Raw genomic sequence first — 19,691 nt, forward strand, 5'->3', positions numbered from 1 at the left:
ATTGAAGTCTTGCCCTGGAACAACCCTAAACCTCAACAAAAGGCTTAAAGTTATGTCAAGTAGTTGGTCTGAAACCAAGGTAGAGGCAGCTGCGCCGTGTTGCCCGCAACCGCACGGGCGTGTCGGGAAAAACCCGGGCCGACCGGACTACCGAGTGGTCGGCACGTCCGGGTTGATCACCGTGAACTCCCTACCCGGCCGGGTCAGGACCATCCGCAGGGCGGCCGCCTTGGCCTCCGTGCGGGCATCGTCACCCCAGTGGACGACACGCTTGTCGCGCAGGACGAAGCGCACGTTCGCCGGCGAGTTCGCCCCGATCTCGACGACCTGTCCGCGCAGGTCGGGAGGCAGCGCCCCGAGCACACCGATCGCCGCCCGGGTCGAGGGGTCATCGGCCTTCGGATCGTCGATCGTGAGCCGGGGGGTGAGGATCGGCGGCTCCGCCGCCTTGATGAAGGGCACGCCCTTCGCGTCCACCAGCACGATGGCGCCGGGCCGTCCGGCGTAGGCCACCACTTCCCGCTCGGTGACCGTGACCACGAGGGTCGACGGGTACTTGACGGTGACGGTCGCGCTGCCGATCCACGGGCTGACCGCGGTCACCCGGGACGCGTACTCGGCGCGCTGCCCGGCGGTGATCTGCAACAGCGGCCGACCCTTGAGCGGCTCGACGGTCCTGGCCACCTGATCGGCGGGAGCGTTGGTGGCCCCGCTCACCGAGACCTCCCGCGCGGAGAGCAGCGGGGAGAAGTACGCGGCGGCCCCCAGCGCCCCCGCGACCACGATCGCGAACAAGATCAGCAGCAATCGCCGGTAGCCCGGCACCCGCCTCCGCGTCGCGGGAGCACTCACGCGCCCGCCCCGATGGCGCGCTCGGCGAGCGCCGCCAGGATCGACGGAGCGTGCATGGTCACATCGCCGGCACCCATGGTGATCACCACGTCACCCGGGCGGGCCAGATCGGAGACCACACCGGCCACCTCGGCCTGATTCGGCACGTACGTCACCTCGGAGGTGACCTTCTCGGCGATCCGCGCCCCGGTCACACCGGGCAGCGGGTCCTCGCGGGCACCGTAGACGTCGAGCACCACGACCCGGTCCGCCAGGCTCAGCGCCTCGGCGAACTCGGCCGCGAACTGCTCGGTGCGCGAGTACAGGTGCGGCTGGAAGGCGACCACCACCGCACCCGGCACCGGCTGCTTGGCGACCATCTCGGCCGCAGCGGTGAGCACTGCCCGCACCTCGGTGGGGTGGTGGGCGTAGTCGTCGTAGACCCGGACACCGTCCTCGGTGCCGCGCAACTGGAACCGGCGGTGCACTCCGCCGAAGCCCTCGATGCCCTCGATCACCTTGGGCGTGAGGTAGCCCATGCTCACCACCGCGATGGTGGCGGCGATCGCGTTGAGCGCCATGTGCTTGCCCGGGACCGACAGCAGCAACGCCCGCTCACTCACGGTCCGGTTCTCGTCGGAGAAACGCACGGTGACCATGCCGCCCTCGGCGCGCGGCTGGTAGTCCAGCATCTGCGCGATCATCGTCACGTCCGGAGCCAGCTCGCGATGGGTGCCCTCGCCGTAGCCGAGTACCCGCACACCCCGGGCCCGCAGTGCGGCGTGGGTGCGCTGCGCCAACGCAGCCGAGCCGGGATCGTCGAGACACACCACCAGCGTGCCGCCCGGGCGGATCCGCTCGGTGAAGGCGTCGAAGACGGCCACGTACTTGTCCTCGGTGCCGAAGAAGTCCAGGTGGTCGGCTTCGACGTTGGTCACCACCACCACGTCCGGGGAGTACTGCAGCAGCGAGCCGTCGGACTCGTCCGCCTCGGCGACGAAGACGTCGCCGGTGCCGTGGAAGGCGTTGGTACCCGACTCGTTGAGCTCACCGCCGACCGCGAACGACGGATTGGCACCGCAGTGCTGCAGGCCCACCACCGCCATCGAGGTGGTCGAGGTCTTGCCGTGGGTACCGCTCACCAGCAGAGTCCGGTGGTCGGCCATGAAATCGGCGAGCACCTCGGGCCGCAGGATCACCGGGATCCCCCGGCGCTGCGCCTCCACCAGTTCCGGGTTGTCCTTCGGGATCGCCGCGTGGGTGGTGACCACCACCGTGGGACCGCCGGGCAGCAGGTCCAGAGCCTGTGCGCTGTGTCCGATCTGCACCTGGGCGCCGCGCGCGCGCAGCGCGATCACACTGCGCGACTCCTTGGCATCGGAGCCGGACACCTGGCCCCCGCGGGCCAGCAGGATCCGGGCGATCCCGGACATGCCGGCCCCGCCGATCCCCACCATGTGCACGCGTTGCAGCCGATCGGGCAGCTCGCTGGTCATTTCCGTCTCCCCTGCGCCAGTGCGATCGCCGCGGCGGCGACGGTGCCGGCCGCGTCGCGATGGCCGGTACCGGCCGCAGCGGCCCCCATTCGGGTGAGCCTACCGGCGTCCCCGGCGAGGGGGATCACCGTCTCACGGACCGTCTCGGGGGTGAAGTCACCGTCGGAGATCAGCAGTCCCCCGCCGGCCGCGACCACCGGCTCGGCGTTGAGCGACTGTTCCCCGTTGCCGTGCGGGAGCGGCACGTAGACCGCGGGCAGACCCACCGCGGCGACCTCGGCCACCGTCATCGCACCCGAACGGCACACGGCGAGGTCGGCGGCCGCGTAGGCCAGGTCCATACGGGTCAGGTAGGGCACCGCGACGTAACCGGGAACGTCGACGGTGACCTGGTTCTTCGGGCCGTAGGCGTGCAGCACGCCGATCCCCGCGGCGGCGAGGTCACCGGCCGCGCCGGTGACCGCGTCATTGAGCCGGACCGCCCCCTGACTGCCGCCGAAGACCAGCACCACCGGGCCGTCCGCCGGCAAGCCGAAATGGGCACGGGCCTGCGCCCGCAGGCCCGCCCGATCCAGACCGGTGATCGAGGCGCGCACCGGCATACCGACCACCTGTGCACTGACGCCCGACCCCGGGACCGCGGCGTAGACCTCGGTGGCGAGCCGGGCACCGACCTTGTTGGCGACACCGGCACTGGCATTGGCCTCGTGGATCACGATCGGGATCCGTAGGGTGCGCGCGGCGAGGTAGGCCGGCAGTGCCACGTAGCCGCCGAAGCCGACCACCACATCGGCCTGCGCCTCACGGAGCACCGCGCGAGTGCGGCGCACCGCACCGGCCAGGGTGAACGGCAGCGCGGCCAGGTCCTTACCGGGCTTGCGGGGCAACGGGACCGGCGGAATCATCTCCAGCCGGTATCCGCGGTCGGGCACGAGCCTGCCCTCCAGGCCCTTGGGGGTGCCGAGGGCGGTGATCCGGGCGTCGGGTGCCTGTTCGCGCACCGCGTCCGCCACCGCCAGCGCGGGTTCGATGTGTCCGGCCGTACCGCCGCCGGCGACGACCACCGATACCGCTCGTGAAGAACTCACCACGCCCGTCTGCCCTTTTCCTGTCCTCGGTACTGTCCGGCGCGTTCCCCGCGCCAAGGCTCGGCCGTGCGGCCGTGCGGCCGACGCCGTGGCGCCGTCTCACCGTACGGCTGTCGATCGTACGACGACGGGGCGCTCGGCCGCGATGGTCCACGCCGCACGGGGACGGCGCGCGAGTCCCGCATCGCCGGACCGCGGGGCGCACGCACCGGGGCCGCGGGGCGCGGCGGGATGTACGGCAGGGGCTTGGGCAGGCGCAGCAACCGGCCGGTGCGGCCGTCGCGACCACCGGCCAGGGCGGCGATGGCCTCCGGCTCGTGGCGTGCGGCGTTGGCGAGCAGCCCCATCATGAACAGAACCAGGATCACCGAGTTCCCGCCCGCGGAGAGCAGCGGCAACTGAATACCCGTGACCGGCAGCAGGCCGACGACGTAGCCCATGTTGATGATGGCCTGCAACGCGATCAGGGTGGTGATGGTCGCGGCCATCAGGCGCAGGAACGGATCGGCGACCCGGCCCGCGATCCGCATGCCCACCCAGGTGAGCGCCGCGAACATCACGATCACCAGGCCGGCGCCGAGATATCCCAGTTCCTCACCGATGATCGCGAAGATGAAGTCGTTGTGAGCATTGGGCAGATAGCTCCACTTGGCGGTGGAGTTGCCCAGCCCCACGCCGAACAGCCCACCGTCGGCGAGCGAGTACCGGGCCTGGTTGGACTGGTAGTTCGCACCCAGAGCATCGTCGGTGCGACCGAGCCAGGCGGCGACTCGGGCCGACCGGTAGCCCTCGGCGAGGGCCAGGAAGACGCCCGCAACCGCGACCGCGGCGGCCAACGAGACGATCACCTTCGAGGACAGACCCGCGTAGAACAGCAGCATCGCGCCGATCGCCGCGATGATCATCGCGGTCGACTGGTTCGGCTCGGCCACGATCAGGGCGGCCATCAGGAAGACCACCGGCCCCAGCGGCAGCAGCAGTTCCTTGAGGTTGCGCCGGCGCCCGCGGTCCGCCAGCAGGTGCGCGCCCCACACGATCAGTGCCACCTTGGCGATCTCGGAGGGCTGCAGGGTGAATCCGCCCACGTCGATCCAGCGCCGGGCGCCGCCGACCTTCGAGCCGACGCCCGGGATGAGCACCGCGATCAGCAGCGCGAGGGAGATCAGGACGCCGCCGAGTGCGGTGCGGCGCAGGAGAGCGGGGCGCAGGTGCAGTGCGAAGACGAACGCGATCACGCCGAGCGAGACGTAGATCAGCTGGCTGATGAACTTGCTGTACGGGGAGCCGGTGGCACTGATGTCCTCGACCGACGAGGCCGAGAGCACCATCACCAGGCCCATCACCGTCAGGACCGCGGTCAGCCCCAGGACCAGGTGGAACGACGCGAGCGGCCGGCGCAGGGCGGTGACGACGGTGACTGCGGCGTCACGGACCGCGAAGGCGCCGGTGCGGGCGGCGGCCGCACCGGTCCGGGCGGCCGAGCCGCCGGCCGCCTGCGGCTGGGCGTCGAACTCGGTGCTCTCCGGGGCGCTGACCGCTGTGTCCCGGCTCACGACGCGGTCCCGAGCGCCCGGGCGGCGGCGGCGAAGGCGTCGCCGCGATGGCCGTAGGAGGTGAACATGTCGAGCGAGGCCGCCGCCGGAGCCAGCAGTACCACCGGTGCGTCCCCGGGAGCGGCGGCGGCCAGTCGCTCGGCTTCGCCGACGGCCGCCGTCATCACCGCATCAGCATCGCCGAACACATCGACACCGGCAGCAACAGACGTCCCTACAGAACGGCTTGCATCATTAGTCACAGGAGGCACAGCACTATCGTCGCCCGAAGTCACTCGAACCACGGGTACATCCGGTGCGTGTCGCGCCATTGCCGCCGCGATCAGCCCCGCATCCACGCCGAGGAGCACCGCGCCGGCCAGCCGCGGCGCCACCCGCTCGATCAGCGGTGCGATGTCGGCGCCCTTGAGCTGACCACCGGCGACCCACACCACCCGCGGGTGCGCCTCGATCGAGTTCAGCGCCGCATGCGGGTTCGTCGCCTTGGAATCGTCGATGAAGGTGATCCCGCGGACCTGCGCCACCGGCTCGGCCCGGTGCGCCCCGACCCGGAACGCCGCGAGCGCGGCACCCGCCTGCTGCGCACTCACCCCCACGGTCTCCGCCAGCGCGGTCGCGGCCAGCGCGTCGCAGACACCGGCCGGCCCGGGCGGAGAGACCCGCCCGGCCGGGAGGATCTCGGCACCGTCGCCGTCGACCAGGACGCCGTCGTGAACCCCGTACTGCCCACCCGCCGGCTCACCGGTGGTGAAGCCGACGGTGTCCGCCGCGCCGCGCAGCCCACCGGCCACCGGATCGTCGAGACCGATCACCGCGAGCTCACCGGACAGCGCGCGGGCCTTGTCGGCGGTGTAGGCCGCCATCGATCCGTGCCAGTCCAGGTGGTCCTCGGCGACGTTGAGGACCACACCGGCGCGCGGCCGCACCGACGGCGCCCAGTGCAGCTGGAACGACGACAGTTCCACCGCCAGCACCCGCGGGTCCACCGGATCGGCGATCGCATCGATCACCGGACGGCCGATGTTCCCGCAGGCCGCCGCGCGGACTCCGGCGTGCAGCAGGATCGCTTCGAGCATCTGCGTGGTGGTGGTCTTACCGTTCGTGCCGGTCACCACCAGCCAGTCCCGGGGGGCTCCGAAGGCGCCCGCCCGATCGATCCGCCAGGCCAGCTCGACATCACCGATCACGTCGATCCCGGCGTCGAGGGCGGCGGTGACGACCGGGGCGGTGGGCCGGAACCCCGGCGCCACGACCACCATCTGGTAGCGGCTCAGCTGCTCCGGGCCGGTCAGCTCGTCGAGATCGACGACCGTGATCCCGGGTACCTGCTCGGCCACCGCGGCCCGGGCCGCGGGTTTGCCGTCGGCGACGGTGACGGTGGCCCCGAGGCGCAGCAGCGCGCGGGCCACTGCGGGCCCGGTGACGCCGCCGCCGGCGACCAGGACATCGGAGCCGGGGCCGGGCAGCGTCATCTACCCGACCGCCGCGCCGGAGCCGAGGAACTCGGCGTAGAACAGCACCAGGCCCAGCCCGCCGGCGATCGCGGTGAGCAACCAGAACCTGATGATCACCGTGGTCTCGGCCCAGCCGGACAGTTCGAAATGATGGTGGAAGGGCGCCATCCGGAACACCCGCCGCCCGGTGGAACGGAAGACCGCGATCTGGGTGACCACCGAGACCATCTCGGCGACGAACAGCGCACCCAGCACGATCGCCAGCAGCTCTGTGCGAGTGGTGATGGACAGGCCGGCCAGCAGGCCGCCGAGCATCAGGGAGCCGGTATCGCCCATGAAGATCTTCGCCGGTGCCGCGTTCCACCAGAGGAAGCCCAGGCAGGCACCTCCGCCGGCGACCGCGATCAGCGCCAGGTCCAGCGGATCCCGTACGTCGTAGCAGCCGGCCACCGGCTTGGTGGCGCAGGCGTAGCGGTACTGCCAGAAGGTGATCAGCACGTAACTGCCCAGGACCATCGCCATCGAGCCGGCCGCCAGGCCGTCCAGGCCGTCGGTGAAGTTCACCGCGTTCGACCAGGCGGCCACCACGAACCAGCAGAACAACACGAAGACGATGCCGCCCATGGTGATGGCGTTGATGTCGCGGGTGTAACTGAGGTGATCGCTGGCCGGGCGGACCCCGGAGTCGTTCGGGAACTGCAGCACCAGGACGCCGAAGATCAGCGCGGCCACCGTCTGGCCGACCGTCTTCGCGGTCTTGTTCAGGCCCAGGTTGCGCTGTTTGCGCACCTTGATGAAGTCGTCGAGGAAACCGACCAGGCTCAGCGAGGTGGCCAGGCCCAGCACCAGCAGTCCCGAGGCGGTCGGTCCGGGGCCGGAGGTCAGACCGATCAGGTGCGCGCCGAGGTAACCGGCCCACAGCGCGACCACGATCGCGACACCGCCCATGGACGGGGTGCCGCGCTTCTTCTGGTGGCTCTGCGGCCCCTCGATGCGGATCTCCTGGCCGAAGCCCTGCCGGGAGAAGACCCGGATCAACACGGGCGTGAGCAGGATCGCCACGGCCAGCGAAATGCCGCCCGCGAACAGGATCTGGATCACTTCGGTGACTCCCCGCTCTCATTGTCGATGAAGACGTCGTCGGCCGCACCGATGCGCTCGGCGACCTCCCACATCTTCTCGGACTTCGACGCCTTGACCAAAACCAGGTCACCGGGACGCAGTTCGGCGCGCAGGAGCGCAGCCGCCTCGGCGCGGGTGTCGACCCGTACCGCCTCACTGCCCCACGAGCCTTCCATCACCGCGCCCTGCCACAGGGCGTGCACCGCACGCGAGGTTCCGACGCAGACCGTGGAGGTGATGTCGAGCCGCACCAGGAACCGCCCGAGACGGTCGTGTTCGAGGATCGACTCGTCACCGAGCTCGCCCATCTCACCGAGCACCGCGAAGGTCCGGCGGCGCTGCCGGCCGGGCAGGCGCACCCCGTCGGCGTCGTGCTCGGCCATCAGCACCAGGCTGCGCAGTGCCGCCCGTACCGCGTCCGGATTCGCGTTGTAGGTGTCGTTGACCACGGTGACACCGCCGTCGGTGGTGAAGACGTCCATCCGGCGCGGCGACGCCGCCCGCGCACCGGAGAGCGCCGCCGCGACCTGCGCGAGACCGGCGCCGCATTCGAGACCGACGGCCGCCGCGGCGAGCGCGTTGTGCACCTGGTGCTCGCCGTGCACCTGCAGCTCCACCGGGGCGCTCTCACCGCGGGCGTGCAGAGTGAACCGGGCCCGGGCGTGCGCATCGACGGTGATGCCCGAGGCGGTCACCGCCCCCTCGGTGCCGGCGGCCGGACCGTCGCCGGCGCCGTACCTGACCACCCGTGCCGCGGTGCGCCCGGCCATACCGGCGACCGCGGAGTCATCGGCGTTGAGGATCGCGACGCCTCCCTGTTCGGCGGAGGGCAGCGCTTCGACCAGCTCGCCCTTGGCGCTGGCGATGGCCTCGCGGGAACCGAACTCACCCAGGTGCGCGGTACCGACGTTCAATTCCACGCCGATCCGCGGCGGCGCGACCCGGGCCAGAGCGGCGACGTGTCCGACGCCGCGCGCCGACATCTCCAGCACCAGGAACCGGGTCGATCCGCTGGCCCGCAGGGCGGTCCACGGGTGCCCGATCTCGTTGTTGAAGGAGCCGGGCGGGGCAACGGTCTCACCGAGCGGCCGGAGGACCGCGGCGATCAGGTCCTTCGTCGAGGTCTTACCGGCCGAGCCGGTCACCCCGACCACGGTCATGCCCTCCGCTGCGAGGGTGCGGGTGCAGTACGCGGCGAGCTTCCCCAGGGCCGCGAGCACGGCCGCCCCCGCACCGTCGGTGTCGTTCTCCAGCGCCATGACACGGTTGTCGGTCACCCCGGAGACCGGCACCACGATCGCCGGCACGCCGACCGGGCGGGCCCCGAGCACCGCGACGGCGCCGCGGTCCACCGCGGCGCGGGCGTACTCGTGACCGTCGACCCTCGCACCCGGCAGCGCCAGGAACAGCCCTCCCGGACCGACCTCACGGGAATCGAATTCGACGGTGCCGGTCACCACCGCCTCCGGGTCCGGCACGTCGTGCAGGGTGCCGCCGACGATCTCGGCGACCTGTGCCAGGGTCAGTTCGATCATGCGCCCGCCTCCCGGACCCGGGCGTCGAGCGCCGCGGCGACCTCGTCGCGGTCGTCGAAGGGATGCTTGACGCCGTTGATCTCCTGACCGGCCTCGTGGCCTTTGCCCGCGACCAGCACCACGTCCCCGGTGCGGGCCCATTCGACGGCCTCGGCGATCGCGGACCGGCGATCGCCCACCTCCCGGATCTCACCACCGGCGGGTACCGCGCGGGCACCGGCGAGCACGGCGGCCCGGATCGCCGCCGGATCCTCGGTGCGCGGATTGTCGTCGGTGACGATCACCAGCTCCGCGGCGCGGGCAGCGGCCTCCCCCATCAGCGGGCGCTTGCCGCGGTCACGGTCGCCGCCGGCACCCACCACCACGGCGATCCGTCCGGCGGTCTGCCCGCGCAGGGTCGCGATGACGGCGTCGAGCGCGGCGGGCTTGTGCGCGTAATCGACCACGGCGAGGAAGTCCTGGCCACGGTCGATCCGCTGCACTCGCCCGGGGACGGCGACGGCGGCGATGCCGCGGGCGGCGTCCGAGAGCGGTACCCCGGCCTGGTGCGCGATCACCAGGGCGAGGGCGGCATTGGCCACGTTGTAGGCCCCGGGGAGCCCCACCACCGCGGAGAAGGTCTGGCCGTCCGGTCCGGCGAGGGTGAACCGCTGGGTGCCGTCGGCGTGCGCGGCCACCTCACCGGCGGTCCAGTCGGCGGGCCCGGTGGTGGCGACGGTGACCAGCGGCAGGCCGGCGCCGCGGCGCAGGTCGGCCATCCGTCTGCCCCACTCGTCGTCGATGCAGACGACCGCCTGTTCGCAGGCCCGGTGCCCGACGAAGAGCATCGCCTTGGCGGCGAAGTAGTCCTCCATCGTGGGGTGGTAGTCCAGGTGGTCCTGGCTGAGGTTGGTGAACGCCCCGACCGCGAACCGGGTTCCACCGGCCCGGTTCTGCGCCAGCGCGTGCGAGCTGACCTCCATCACCGCGGCGTTCACGCCGCGCTCGACCATGGACGCGAACAGGCCCTGCAGCGCGGTGCCCTCGGGGGTGGTCAGCGAGGTGGGGACGTCGGCGCCGGCGATACGGGTGCCGACGGTGCCGATCAGCCCGGTGGTCCTCCCGGCCGCGCCGAGCGCGGATTCGACCAGGAAACTGGTGGTGGTCTTGCCCGAGGTACCGGTGATACCGATCAGGGTCATCTGCTCCGACGGTGCCCGGTAGACGACCGCGGCGACGGGTCCGCCGGCGGTGCGCGGATCGTCGTGCAGCAGCACCGGTACGTCCAGGCCCGCCTCGGCGAGCAGGGCCGCGCCCGCGGTATCGGTGAGCACGGCGACCGCACCGGCGGCGACCGCATCGCCGGCGTACTTCGCACCGTGCGTCACGGTGCCGGGGACCGCGCAGAACAGGTCACCCGGGCGGGCGTCCTGCGCGCGCACGGTCGCCCCGGTGAGCCGGACCTGATCGCGCCCGGCTTCGGCGTCTCGGCCATCGTGACCGCTGTTCCCGGCCGGCGCCAGGGTGACGCCCGGTACCTGCGCCAACACCTCCGCGACCGTGGCTCCGCGCGGATGGGCAGGACGGGTCAGAGTCGATTCGAGCACCGGTGAATCCTACCCGCCGACGATCTACTTCCCGGCCACGAGCGTCAGGGGCTTCGCGGGCGGAGACAGCGGGATGCCGTACTTCTGCAGCATGAACGCGGCGATGTCGTGGAACAGCGGCGCGGCGGACTGCCCACCGGTCCCGTCGGAGCTGCGCCCCGGTGCGTCCATCATGAGCCCGATCACGAACCGCGGATCGTCGGTGGGTGCGACACCGGCGAAGGTGATGTTGTACAGCGAGTTCGAGTAGGCGTGCGTCACCGGGTCGACCTGCTGCGCGGTGCCCGTCTTACCACTGATCTGGTAGCCCTCGACCGAGCCGTTGGCGCCGGTGCCCTGCTGCACGCCGGTGGGATCGCGCTGCAGCGCGGCACGGAACATCTCGCGCACGGTGCGCGCGGTCTCCGGACTCATCACCCGGACCGGCTCGGCGGACGGTGCCGGGTTGGCGGCACCGTCGACCTGCTTGATGATCCGCGGCGGGATCCGGACCCCGTCGTTGGCGATCGCCTGGTACATGCCGGCCATCTGCAGCAGGGTCATCGACATTCCCTGGCCGATCGGCAGGTTGGCGAAGGTGCCGCCGGACCACTGGTTGCGGGCGGGGACCTCTCCCCCGGACTCGCCGGGCAGGCCCACGCCGGTCGCCTGGCCCAGGCCGAAACGGCTGACGTAATCGGCGAAGGCGTCCTCCCCGATCCGCTGAGCGAGCATCAGGGTGCCGACGTTCGAGGACTTACCGAAGATGCCGGTGGTGGTGTACGGCTCGGTGCCGTGCGCCCAGGCGTCCTTGACCGTGACGCCCGACATGCGGATCTGGCCGGGAACCTGAAGCACCTCGTCGGGGCGGGTCTTTCCGTTGTCGATCGCGGCGACCGCGGTGATCAGCTTGTTCACCGAGCCCGGCTCGAACGGTGTACTCACCGGCAGGTTGCCGGTACGCGCCGATCCGGGGTTCTTGGAGACCCCGAGTGCGGGATTGAAGGTGTTGTCCGCAGCCATCGCCATCACCTGGCCGGTCCTGGCGTCGAGCACCACCGCCTGGACGTTCTTGGCGCCCGACTTCTGCTTGGCGACCGAGACCGCCTGCTGCACGAAGAACTGGACGTCGTTGTCGAGGGTCAGTTCCACCCGGGCACCGTTCACCGCGGGATGCACCTCACGGGTACTGCCCGGGATGACGGCGCTGTCGGAGCCGCGATCGTAGGTCTGCGAACCGTCGGTGCCGGCCAGGATCGAGTCCAGCGAGGACTCCAGCCCGATCAGGCCGCGGCCGTCCCAGCCGGTGGTTCCGACGATGTTGGCGCCCAGCGAGCCACCCGGGTAGTTCCGGATGGACTGGCGCTCGGCACCGACCTCGGAGAACTCGTCGGTGATCGCGGAGGCCTTGGCCGGATCGACGCCGCGGGCGAGGTAGACGAAGCTGTCCTCGCTGCGCAGTTGTTCGAGCAGCTTCTTCTCGTCCACCGCATCGCCGAGCACCGAGACCGTCTTCTTGGCGATCGCCTGCAGCCGGTCGTCGACCGGGACGGGTTCGGCCTTCTCACCCTGGTTCTTGGCCTTGACGTCCTTGTCGTACTGCTCCTGGAGCGTCTTGCGCACCGCCTTGGGCTGGAAGGTCAGCGATTTGGCCTCCATGGTGAAGGCGATCGGCTGGCCGTCCCGGTCGGTGATGGCGCCCCGAACTGCCGGCAGTACCTCCTTGACCTGGCGCTGGCTCGCAGCCTTCGCCGAGAGTGACGGCGCCTGGATGAACTGGACCACGCCGAGCCACACCGCGATCACGGCCAGCACGACGACGATCACCACCCCGCCGATACGGCTGCGCCGGGCGAAAGTGGTGGGCACGTCGGGAACGCGTCCCCCCTTGACCCGGTCGCGGGCGGACTGGTGCCCGGGTTTGGTGCCACCGCGCGGAACCGGGGTGCGGACGGTGCCGCGGGGCGCGGGCCGCGATCCGGTTCGCGGTCGCTGGGTACGGGTCATCGGGGCGTCACCTGGGCCGGCGCCTGCGGGGCCGGGGCGGTGCGGGACGGCTGGGCGGGACCCTGGCCGGCCGGCTGAGCGGGAACCGGAGCGCCCGCGACGGGAGCCTGTGCGGCGGCGGGAGCGGGAGCCTGGACCCGTTCCGGGACCGGAGCCGGTTGGGCCTGGGCACCCGCGGCGGGAGCGGGAGCCGGCTGAACCGGAGCGGGCGCGGGCGCCGGCGGGTTCGCGACGGACGGGGTGCCGGGGTTCATGGTGACCAATTGTTCCCCGCCCGACGGCGCGGTCCCGGGATTCCCGGCGACCGGCGTGCCGGAACCGTCGGACGTGGCGCCACTGCGATCGGCCGACGGTGCCGGCGGGTTCAGGGCGGGCAGCGGGGCGCCGGTGGCGGGGGCGGGCTTGCCGACGACGGCGACCTTGCCGCCCGGCTGGCCCACCAGCACCGGCAGCGAACCGGCGGGCACCATACCGAGTTCGGCGGCACGCTCGGCGAGTCCCGGTGCGCTGGCACCGGACTTCACATCGCGCTCGAGGGCGGCCTTCTTCTCGGCCAGCGACTTGTTCACCGCCTCCCGGCTGCTGAGCGCATACGAGTTCTCGGCGCTACCGGTGGTCAGCCACAACGTCAGCACCAGACCGGCACCGATCAGGGCGATCAGGGCGAGCACGAAGGGCACCCGGCGCGCGAGGGCCCGCGGCTGCGGGAGCCGCGCGATGAGAGAGGTGTTCGCGGCGCCGTCGCGGTGGCGGCGCAGCGCCCGCTCGGCGGGGGTCTCGCGGAGCGTGCCTCCGGCCTCCAGCACGGCGCGCTGCTGGTCGAGGCGCTTCTGGCGGCGGTCCAGAGCCCGCTGCGCGGAGCTCGAGCGCGGCCGGGAGGTGTCGCGGTCGTCACGGCGCGCGGGTGCGCGCCGGGTCCGGGTGTCCGGGGCCGACGGCGCCTGGGTGGCGTTCGGTGCGGTCATCGCGCGCTCCTTGTGCTGGTGCTGGTGGTGTCGAGTCGGCGGGCCGCCCGCATCCGGACCGGGGCGGCTCGCTGGTTCTGGGCGATCTCCTCATCGGTGGCGCGTTCCGCGCCCCGGGTGAGCAGTTCGAAGGTGGCGCCGGTGCCGGGCAGTTCCACCGGCAGGCCGGCCGGGCTGCTGGATCGGGTGCGTTCGGCGAGCGCGGCCTTGACGATGCGGTCCTCGAGCGACTGGTAGCTCAGGAAGACCACCCGACCGCCCGGTGCCAGCGCATCGAGGGCCTGGGGCACCGCTGCCTCGAGTGAGGCCAATTCCGCGTTGACCTCGATGCGCAGCGCCTGGAAGGTGCGCTTGGCCGGGTGCCCGCCGGTGCGCCGGGCGGGCGCCGGGATGGTGGCGTAGAGCAACTCCACCAGTCGTCCACTGGTGGTGAAGGGCTCCTTCTCGCGCTCCTTGAGCACCGCGGAGGCGATCTTTCCGGCGAAGCGCTCATCGCCGTAGCGCTGCAGGATCCGCGCCAGATCGCCGTGCGAGTAGGTGTTGAGCACGTCCGCTGCGGTGAGCGGGTCGTCGGAGTTCATCCGCATGTCCAGCGGAGCGTCCACCGCGTAGGCGAAACCGCGGTCCGCGCGGTCGAGCTGCATGGACGAGACACCGAGGTCGAACAGGATCGCTGCGGCGCCGGGCCCTCCGCCGGCGGCCAGTCCGAGGTCCTCGAGAGCGTCTGCGAGCCCGTCGTAGCGGGTGTGGACGGCGGTGAAGCGATCACCGAAGCGGGCCAGCCGCGCGCCGGCGATGGCGTGCGCGTCGTGATCGCGGTCCAGGCCCACGACCCGGATCCGCGGGAAGCTCTCGAGCATCAGCTCCGAGTGACCGCCGGCGCCGAGAGTGGCGTCGACGTAGACCGCACCGTCGTGATCGAGGGCCGGAGCGAGCAGTTCACGCACCCGGTCGGCCAGTACCGGCACATGGCCGTGATCGCCGTCGGACGGACCGCGATGCCGGGGGTCGGACATGGCTCCTCCAGAGCACGTGCGTGGCGATGGTGTTGACGGTGGTCGTGCTGGGCGGATGGAACGGGGTCCCCGCCCGACTCGTACCTGGCGTTGGGGAAGTACGTCAGGGCCGATTCGGGCGCAGGCCTCGGTCCACCTCGTCCGCGCCGCGAGTGGTCCGGCGGCGGTTAGAAGATCGCCTTGAGCGATTCGGACTGCGGCTGCGCGTAGTCGTCTTCGTGCTGTGCCTGGTAGGCGTCCCATGCCTCCGCGTCCCAGATCTCCAGGAACCTCCGAGATCCGACGACCACGCATTCCTTGGTCAGTCCGGCGTAGCGGCGATGATCCGCGGAGAGCGAGATCCGTCCCTGCGAGTCCGGGCGCTGGTCATCGGAGCTGGCGAAGAAGTTGCGGTAGAAGGCGCGGCCGGCGGGGTCCGTCCATTCGATGGCATCGGCCTTCTCGGCGATGCGCTCGAACTCCGCCTTGGGGTACACCGTGAGGCTTCGATCCTGTCCTTTCGTGATCGTCAGCCCTCCCGCCAGTTCCTCGCGGTACTTGGCGGGGAGGGTGAGCCGTCCCTTGTCATCGAGCTTCGGCGTGTAGGTACCCGTGAACATCACGGCAACCTCCCGCCTCCCTCGATGGGGTTGTCACTGGATCGAGACTTCAGACTAGCGCGTCTTTCTCCAGTGCGCCCCACATTACCCCACTGTTCTCCACTTTCAACCACTGCGATCGGCGATTCGCGGAGACTTCTCCGAGTTTCCGCAGGTTATCGCGGTGGCACGAAGTGGGGGGCGACACTCCCGGCGGGCGTGGCGAGTTGGTCACACCTGCCCGGCGCGACCTGTCAGACGGGAGTGAAGTGATGTTTGCGACGAAAGTGATCCAGCGCGAGCCAACCGTGGGGGGAAGTGGGGAGATCCGGTGGGTGATCGTGGGGCGCAACTCGTGCGGGCACGAAAAAGCCGCCGACCAGGTGGTCGGCGGCTTTTGGCGATGGTCAGCGAATCAGGGGAACCGGCGGCGGAAGCGCTCCTCCATGCGGACGACGAACGACTGCCCCGGGGCCTTCGCGGTCTTCACACCGCGCCCCTTGCGGGCGGGTTCGCGTACCGAACCGTCGTCGGCGACGGCGCCGCGCGGCCCCTTCGCCGCCGGCCCGGACCACAGGGCGTAGATCACCGAGCCGAACATGAGGAGGAATCCGGCGATCCCCACGATCACCGTGTACTCGACCCTGCCCAACAGCATTCCGACTATCAGCAGCATCAAGCCCACCGCGAAACCTATCGCGGCGATCACGCGACGCTTACCCGTCGCGCCACCGAACCGGCCTCCGCGTACGTTCGACGCGAACTTCGGATCCTCGGCGTAGAGCGCGCTCTCGATCTGGTCGAGCATGCGCTGTTCGTGCTCGGAGAGTGGCACGTCCCCTCCTTCAGCACTCGTGGGGTCCAACTCCTGCCTTCATGATACGAGCCTTCCGACCTGACGACCACCATCCGCCGAACAATCGACGACCACGATCGGAATTCACGCCGCTCGGGACAGGTCCGACTCGATCGCATTGAGGAAGATCTGTACTCGTGAGTGCAGTTCCGAGACCTCGACCGCACTCACCGAACGCGCCGTGGTCTCCAGAGCGGCGACCACGCCGGAGACGACCGTGAAGTAGTCGACCCACTCGGCGTACCCGGGTGCCGCCTTCGCCAGACGCAGCCAGGCGTTGCGCGTGGGACGCCGCACACCCGTCTCCCGCTCGGCGAGCAGCGCCGCCGCTCCGCGCAGCGCGGCGTGGTAGATCTCGCGGTACTGATCAGCCGGGGCCGGCGAGCCGCCCGCGCGAGCGAGGAACTGGTCCGCACGATCGAGGATCCGGGCGGCGCCCGACTCCCCCACCCGCCGGCCCGACGCGACGCGACCGACCCGTGTTCTCGATTCGATCATCGGTGCCCCTTCCTCCTGCGTTCCCGGCTTTCACACCTGCCACCCGTTGTGTATCCGACGGGACTGACACGTAACGCTTCCCTCGCTTCGCACCAGTCCCGCCGGCGGCCCCGGACCGGCGGACGACGATCCGACACCAGAACCCGGGTCAGAACATGCGCGCCAATCACACGGCCGGTGATCGAACAATCATTCGATCACTTCTAATATAGCGTGAGCCACCGACACGTCAAGGGGAGCAATCGCATGCCTGCAGTAGCCGCGCCGCGGATCCACCCCCTCTCCCCGCAGGACGCGACGCTGTGGCTGCCCGCGGCCCTGCAGATCTACGTCGCGGCCATGCAGTACCCCGCGGGCACCGAATCGCACCGGATGCCGATGTGGCGCGAGCATCTGGCCCGCGACGGTTACACCGCCTTCGGCGCGGTGCAGGCCCTCCCCGACCCGGACGGTCGACTGCACGACCACCTCGTCGGTATCGCCTACGGTTACCGCGGCGCCGCGGATCAGTGGTGGAACCGGCAGGTGCGGATCGGCCTCGGCCGCCGCGGCCTCGACCAGTACCGGATCGAGGAGATCGCCGGCTCCTACTTCGAGCTCAGCGAACTGCACGTGCACCCGTCCGCGCAGGGCCACGGCACCGGCAGGGCGATGCTGGAGGCACTGCTGCACGAGCGGCCCGAACCTCGCGTACTGCTATCCACCCCGGAGGTCCCGGACGAGGACAACCGTGCCTGGAAGTTGTATCGCCGTACCGGTTTCTACGACGTACTGCGCGGTTTCCGGTTCTCGGGTGATCCACGCCCGTTCGCCGTCCTCGGCCGGGAACTACCGCTATGACGCTCGACGTGGCCGTGGTCGGCTCGGGCCACAACGCCCTGGTCGGCGCCGCCTACCTGGCCGCGCAGGGCCGCTCGGTCGCGGTCTTCGAGTCGGACCGGGTTCCGGGCGGGGCGGTCAGCACCGTCGAGCGGTTCCCCGGGTACCGGGTCGACCGCGGATCGTCGGCGCACCTGATGTTCCGGCACACCGGTATCGCCGAAGAACTCGATCTGGCCGCGCACGGACTGCGCTACCTCGACTGCGATCCGTGGGCGTTCGCGCCCACCCCGCCGGGTTCGACGGCCCCGCCGATCGTCTTCCGTCACGATCTCGACGCCACCGCCGATTCGATCGCTGCGGCCTGCGGCCGGACCGACGCTGCGGCGTACCGCAGATTCGTCGCGGACTGGACGCCGCGCGCGAAGGCCACCATGAACGCCTTCGGCTCCTCCCCCGGCGCTGCCCGGCTGGGCCGGGCGTTCTGGCCGGCCAAAGGCCGCGCCGGCATCGCCGGACTCTCACGCACCTACCTCGCCTCCGGCGACACCCTGCTCGACGAGTACTTCGACGACGAACGCCTGAAAGCGGCGCTGGCCTGGTTCGGCGCGCAGTCCGGGCCGGCGATGAGCGAACCGGGAACCGCACCGATGGTCGGTTTCGCGGCACTCATGCACACCCTCGGCCCGGGCCGGGCGGTCGGCGGCAGCGGCGCCCTCACCACAGCTCTGATCAGCAGGATCACCGCCGACGGCGGCACCGTCGAGACCGGCGCCCCGGTCACCGCGCTGCGCCGGCGCGGCCGGTCCTGGGAGGTCACCGTCGGCGCCGGCGACGGCGGCACCCGGACCGTGGCGGCGCGGACCGTGCTCGCCGGCTGTCACGTGCTCACCACTCTCGACCTGCTCGAACGCGGCGGCTACCGCCACACCCGCCTGCCGGAGTGGCGCCGGCGGATCCAGGTCGGGCCGGGCGTGGGCATGGTGCTACGGCTCGGTGGCACCGCACCACCCGACTTCGACGGCGTCCCGCTCGCCGACCAGGCCGGGCTGGGACTGCTCACCGCCGATCGCGGGCACCTCGCCCGTGCCCGGGGTGACATGCTGGCCGGTGACGCGCCCCGGCGTCCGGTGGTCCTGGCGATGACCTTCTCCGGACTGGACCCCACCATCGCGCCACCCGGCCGGCACACCACCACACTGTGGGCGCAGTGGTACCCGTACCGGCTCGCCGGGCGCTGCTGGACCGGGGCGGCCGAGGCCGAGGCCGACCGGATCCTGGCGGAGTTGCAGCAATGGGCACCGGGCTACGCGGACACCGTCGAACACCGGTACGTGCAGACCCCGGCGAACCTGGAGAGCGAACTGGGCCTGCTCGGCGGGAACGTCATGCACGTGGAGATGGCGCTGCAAAACATGCTGCTGTTCCGGCCCCTCCCCGAGCTCGCCGGGGCGCGGATCCCGGGCGCCGGCGGGCTGGCGCTCGCCGGTGCGTCGATGCACCCCGGTGGGGGCGTCAACGGATCCAGCGGCCGGATCGCGGCGCGGCTGCTCGCCCGTGACCTGAGACACCTGGCACGATGGCGCACGTGACTCTCCGAAGGATGCTCGCGGTACTGACCGTGCTGGTGCTGGCGCTGGCCCCTGCGGCGTGCGCGAGCCCGGGCCCCGGCGACCGGATGTCCGGCAAGATCGTGGCCGCTCAGACCCCCGCTTCCGATCCCAAGGGCCCGCAGATCGCCGCACCCGGTGAGCTGAGCGGTCTCGCCGAGGTCCGGGCCTACGATTCGAACGGCAAGGTCGGCACCCAGATGGTCTTCCAGACCATCACCTTCGGCCAGTTCAACCAGCTCGGCGAGGTGGTCTCGCAAGCCTTCGACACCTCGGCCGCGTCGATCAAGATGCGCGTGCAGCGCACCGGCGGCACCGTGATCCTCTCCGGCACCGCCGACCTGTCCTCGCTGGCACCGAACGCCGCGGTGATCGTGGTCTCGCTGCAGTTCCCCGGTCCGGTGACGGCCACCAACGGCCAGCAGGAGAGCAACGACCTGGTCACCTGGACGTTGAACTCCGGGACCTCCGCGGCGCTGACCGCCGAGGCGGACTACGCGGACCCGTCGATCGCCTCGTTCACCCGCTGGGCGTGGATCACGGTGCTGGTCTCGTTCCTCACCGCCGGGATCGTGGGCGCCCTCGCCTACCTGCGCCGCGATCGCAGCCCCAAGCCCGGCCAGGAGAACGCCGAACCGGAGTCACTGGTGGAACTGCCGCAGTGGTTGCGGCAGAAACTGGGCCGCTGACGCCGGAGC

The 19,691-nt window shown here is 71.2% G+C and carries 17 protein-coding genes; 3 read left to right on the top strand and 14 right to left on the bottom strand.

Annotated features, from left to right (window positions below; translation table 11 throughout):
* Positions 1–147: 147 nt before the first annotated feature.
* The 14 genes from ACYVHG_RS02820 to ACYVHG_RS02885 all read right to left on the bottom strand — a co-directional run bounded on the left by ACYVHG_RS02820 (position 148) and on the right by ACYVHG_RS02885 (position 16,564).
* Positions 148–852 carry a cell division protein FtsQ/DivIB gene (locus ACYVHG_RS02820; RefSeq protein ID WP_461165926.1) on the bottom strand — a complete coding sequence of 235 codons (705 nt, stop codon included), beginning with the start codon at positions 850–852 and terminating at the stop codon, positions 148–150.
* On the bottom strand, positions 849–2,327 hold the full coding sequence (murC, locus tag ACYVHG_RS02825) for a UDP-N-acetylmuramate--L-alanine ligase (RefSeq protein ID WP_461165927.1): 1,479 nt from the start codon (positions 2,325–2,327) through the stop codon (positions 849–851). The genes ACYVHG_RS02820 and murC overlap by 4 nt, the downstream gene beginning before the upstream one ends.
* Positions 2,324–3,418: an undecaprenyldiphospho-muramoylpentapeptide beta-N-acetylglucosaminyltransferase gene (gene murG, locus ACYVHG_RS02830; protein WP_461165928.1), complete on the bottom strand. Its 1,095-nt coding sequence runs from the start codon at positions 3,416–3,418 to the stop codon at positions 2,324–2,326. The genes murC and murG overlap by 4 nt, the downstream gene beginning before the upstream one ends.
* Complete coding sequence (gene ftsW, locus ACYVHG_RS02835) at positions 3,412–4,968, bottom strand: putative lipid II flippase FtsW (RefSeq protein ID WP_461165929.1); 1,557 nt, start codon at positions 4,966–4,968, stop codon at positions 3,412–3,414. Before ftsW ends, murG begins: the two co-directional genes overlap by 7 nt.
* Complete coding sequence (murD, locus tag ACYVHG_RS02840) at positions 4,965–6,440, bottom strand: UDP-N-acetylmuramoyl-L-alanine--D-glutamate ligase (protein ID WP_461165930.1); 1,476 nt, start codon at positions 6,438–6,440, stop codon at positions 4,965–4,967. Before murD ends, ftsW begins: the two co-directional genes overlap by 4 nt.
* Positions 6,441–7,523 carry a phospho-N-acetylmuramoyl-pentapeptide-transferase gene (mraY, locus tag ACYVHG_RS02845; protein ID WP_461165931.1) on the bottom strand — a complete coding sequence of 361 codons (1,083 nt, stop codon included), beginning with the start codon at positions 7,521–7,523 and terminating at the stop codon, positions 6,441–6,443.
* Complete coding sequence (locus tag ACYVHG_RS02850) at positions 7,520–9,079, bottom strand: UDP-N-acetylmuramoyl-tripeptide--D-alanyl-D-alanine ligase (protein ID WP_461165932.1); 1,560 nt, start codon at positions 9,077–9,079, stop codon at positions 7,520–7,522. Before ACYVHG_RS02850 ends, mraY begins: the two co-directional genes overlap by 4 nt.
* On the bottom strand, positions 9,076–10,665 hold the full coding sequence (locus ACYVHG_RS02855) for a UDP-N-acetylmuramoyl-L-alanyl-D-glutamate--2,6-diaminopimelate ligase (RefSeq protein ID WP_461165933.1): 1,590 nt from the start codon (positions 10,663–10,665) through the stop codon (positions 9,076–9,078). The genes ACYVHG_RS02850 and ACYVHG_RS02855 overlap by 4 nt, the downstream gene beginning before the upstream one ends.
* A gap of 24 nt (positions 10,666–10,689) precedes the next feature.
* Positions 10,690–12,651, bottom strand: coding sequence for a peptidoglycan D,D-transpeptidase FtsI family protein (locus tag ACYVHG_RS02860; RefSeq protein WP_461165934.1), 1,962 nt, complete (start codon positions 12,649–12,651; stop codon positions 10,690–10,692).
* Positions 12,648–13,616 (bottom strand): hypothetical protein, encoded by a 969-nt coding sequence (locus tag ACYVHG_RS02865; protein ID WP_461165935.1) that lies wholly within the window; start codon positions 13,614–13,616, stop codon positions 12,648–12,650. The genes ACYVHG_RS02860 and ACYVHG_RS02865 overlap by 4 nt, the downstream gene beginning before the upstream one ends.
* Entirely contained in the window at positions 13,613–14,632 is a 1,020-nt protein-coding gene (rsmH, locus tag ACYVHG_RS02870) for a 16S rRNA (cytosine(1402)-N(4))-methyltransferase RsmH (RefSeq protein ID WP_461165936.1), read from the bottom strand. Before rsmH ends, ACYVHG_RS02865 begins: the two co-directional genes overlap by 4 nt.
* Before the next feature lie 167 nt (positions 14,633–14,799).
* Positions 14,800–15,231, bottom strand: a complete 432-nt coding sequence (mraZ, locus tag ACYVHG_RS02875; RefSeq protein WP_126197196.1) for a division/cell wall cluster transcriptional repressor MraZ — start codon at positions 15,229–15,231, stop codon at positions 14,800–14,802.
* A 394-nt stretch (positions 15,232–15,625) separates the two neighbouring features.
* Positions 15,626–16,045, bottom strand: a complete 420-nt coding sequence (locus ACYVHG_RS02880) for a DUF3040 domain-containing protein (RefSeq protein WP_461165937.1) — start codon at positions 16,043–16,045, stop codon at positions 15,626–15,628.
* A 105-nt stretch (positions 16,046–16,150) separates the two neighbouring features.
* Positions 16,151–16,564 carry an SAV_6107 family HEPN domain-containing protein gene (locus ACYVHG_RS02885; protein WP_461165938.1) on the bottom strand — a complete coding sequence of 138 codons (414 nt, stop codon included), beginning with the start codon at positions 16,562–16,564 and terminating at the stop codon, positions 16,151–16,153.
* Positions 16,565–16,810: 246 nt separating this feature from the next.
* On the opposite strand from ACYVHG_RS02885, the gene ACYVHG_RS02890 reads away from it, so the two are divergent.
* From ACYVHG_RS02890 to ACYVHG_RS02900, 3 genes are read left to right on the top strand one after another with little or no spacing between them, the layout of a single operon-like run.
* On the top strand, positions 16,811–17,404 hold the full coding sequence (locus ACYVHG_RS02890) for a GNAT family N-acetyltransferase (protein ID WP_461165939.1): 594 nt from the start codon (positions 16,811–16,813) through the stop codon (positions 17,402–17,404).
* Complete coding sequence (locus tag ACYVHG_RS02895) at positions 17,401–18,975, top strand: phytoene desaturase family protein (RefSeq protein ID WP_461165940.1); 1,575 nt, start codon at positions 17,401–17,403, stop codon at positions 18,973–18,975. The genes ACYVHG_RS02890 and ACYVHG_RS02895 overlap by 4 nt, the downstream gene beginning before the upstream one ends.
* On the top strand, positions 18,972–19,682 hold the full coding sequence (locus tag ACYVHG_RS02900) for an LppM family (lipo)protein (RefSeq protein WP_461165941.1): 711 nt from the start codon (positions 18,972–18,974) through the stop codon (positions 19,680–19,682). The genes ACYVHG_RS02895 and ACYVHG_RS02900 overlap by 4 nt, the downstream gene beginning before the upstream one ends.
* Positions 19,683–19,691 lie beyond the last annotated feature (9 nt).

The organism is Tsukamurella serpentis, assembly GCF_054780975.1.

Coding starts and splice junctions, on each gene's coding strand:
- ACYVHG_RS02865 (WP_461165935.1), bottom strand. CDS start 13,616: ATGACCGCACCGAACGCCACCCAGGCGCCGTCGGCCCCGGACACCCGG.
- ACYVHG_RS02885 (WP_461165938.1), bottom strand. CDS start 16,564: ATGATCGAATCGAGAACACGGGTCGGTCGCGTCGCGTCGGGCCGGCGG.
- rsmH (WP_461165936.1), bottom strand. CDS start 14,632: ATGTCCGACCCCCGGCATCGCGGTCCGTCCGACGGCGATCACGGCCAT.
- ACYVHG_RS02860 (WP_461165934.1), bottom strand. CDS start 12,651: ATGACCCGTACCCAGCGACCGCGAACCGGATCGCGGCCCGCGCCCCGC.
- murD (WP_461165930.1), bottom strand. CDS start 6,440: ATGACGCTGCCCGGCCCCGGCTCCGATGTCCTGGTCGCCGGCGGCGGC.
- ACYVHG_RS02895 (WP_461165940.1), top strand. CDS start 17,401: ATGACGCTCGACGTGGCCGTGGTCGGCTCGGGCCACAACGCCCTGGTC.
- ACYVHG_RS02890 (WP_461165939.1), top strand. CDS start 16,811: ATGCCTGCAGTAGCCGCGCCGCGGATCCACCCCCTCTCCCCGCAGGAC.
- mraZ (WP_126197196.1), bottom strand. CDS start 15,231: ATGTTCACGGGTACCTACACGCCGAAGCTCGATGACAAGGGACGGCTC.
- murC (WP_461165927.1), bottom strand. CDS start 2,327: ATGACCAGCGAGCTGCCCGATCGGCTGCAACGCGTGCACATGGTGGGG.
- ACYVHG_RS02850 (WP_461165932.1), bottom strand. CDS start 9,079: ATGATCGAACTGACCCTGGCACAGGTCGCCGAGATCGTCGGCGGCACC.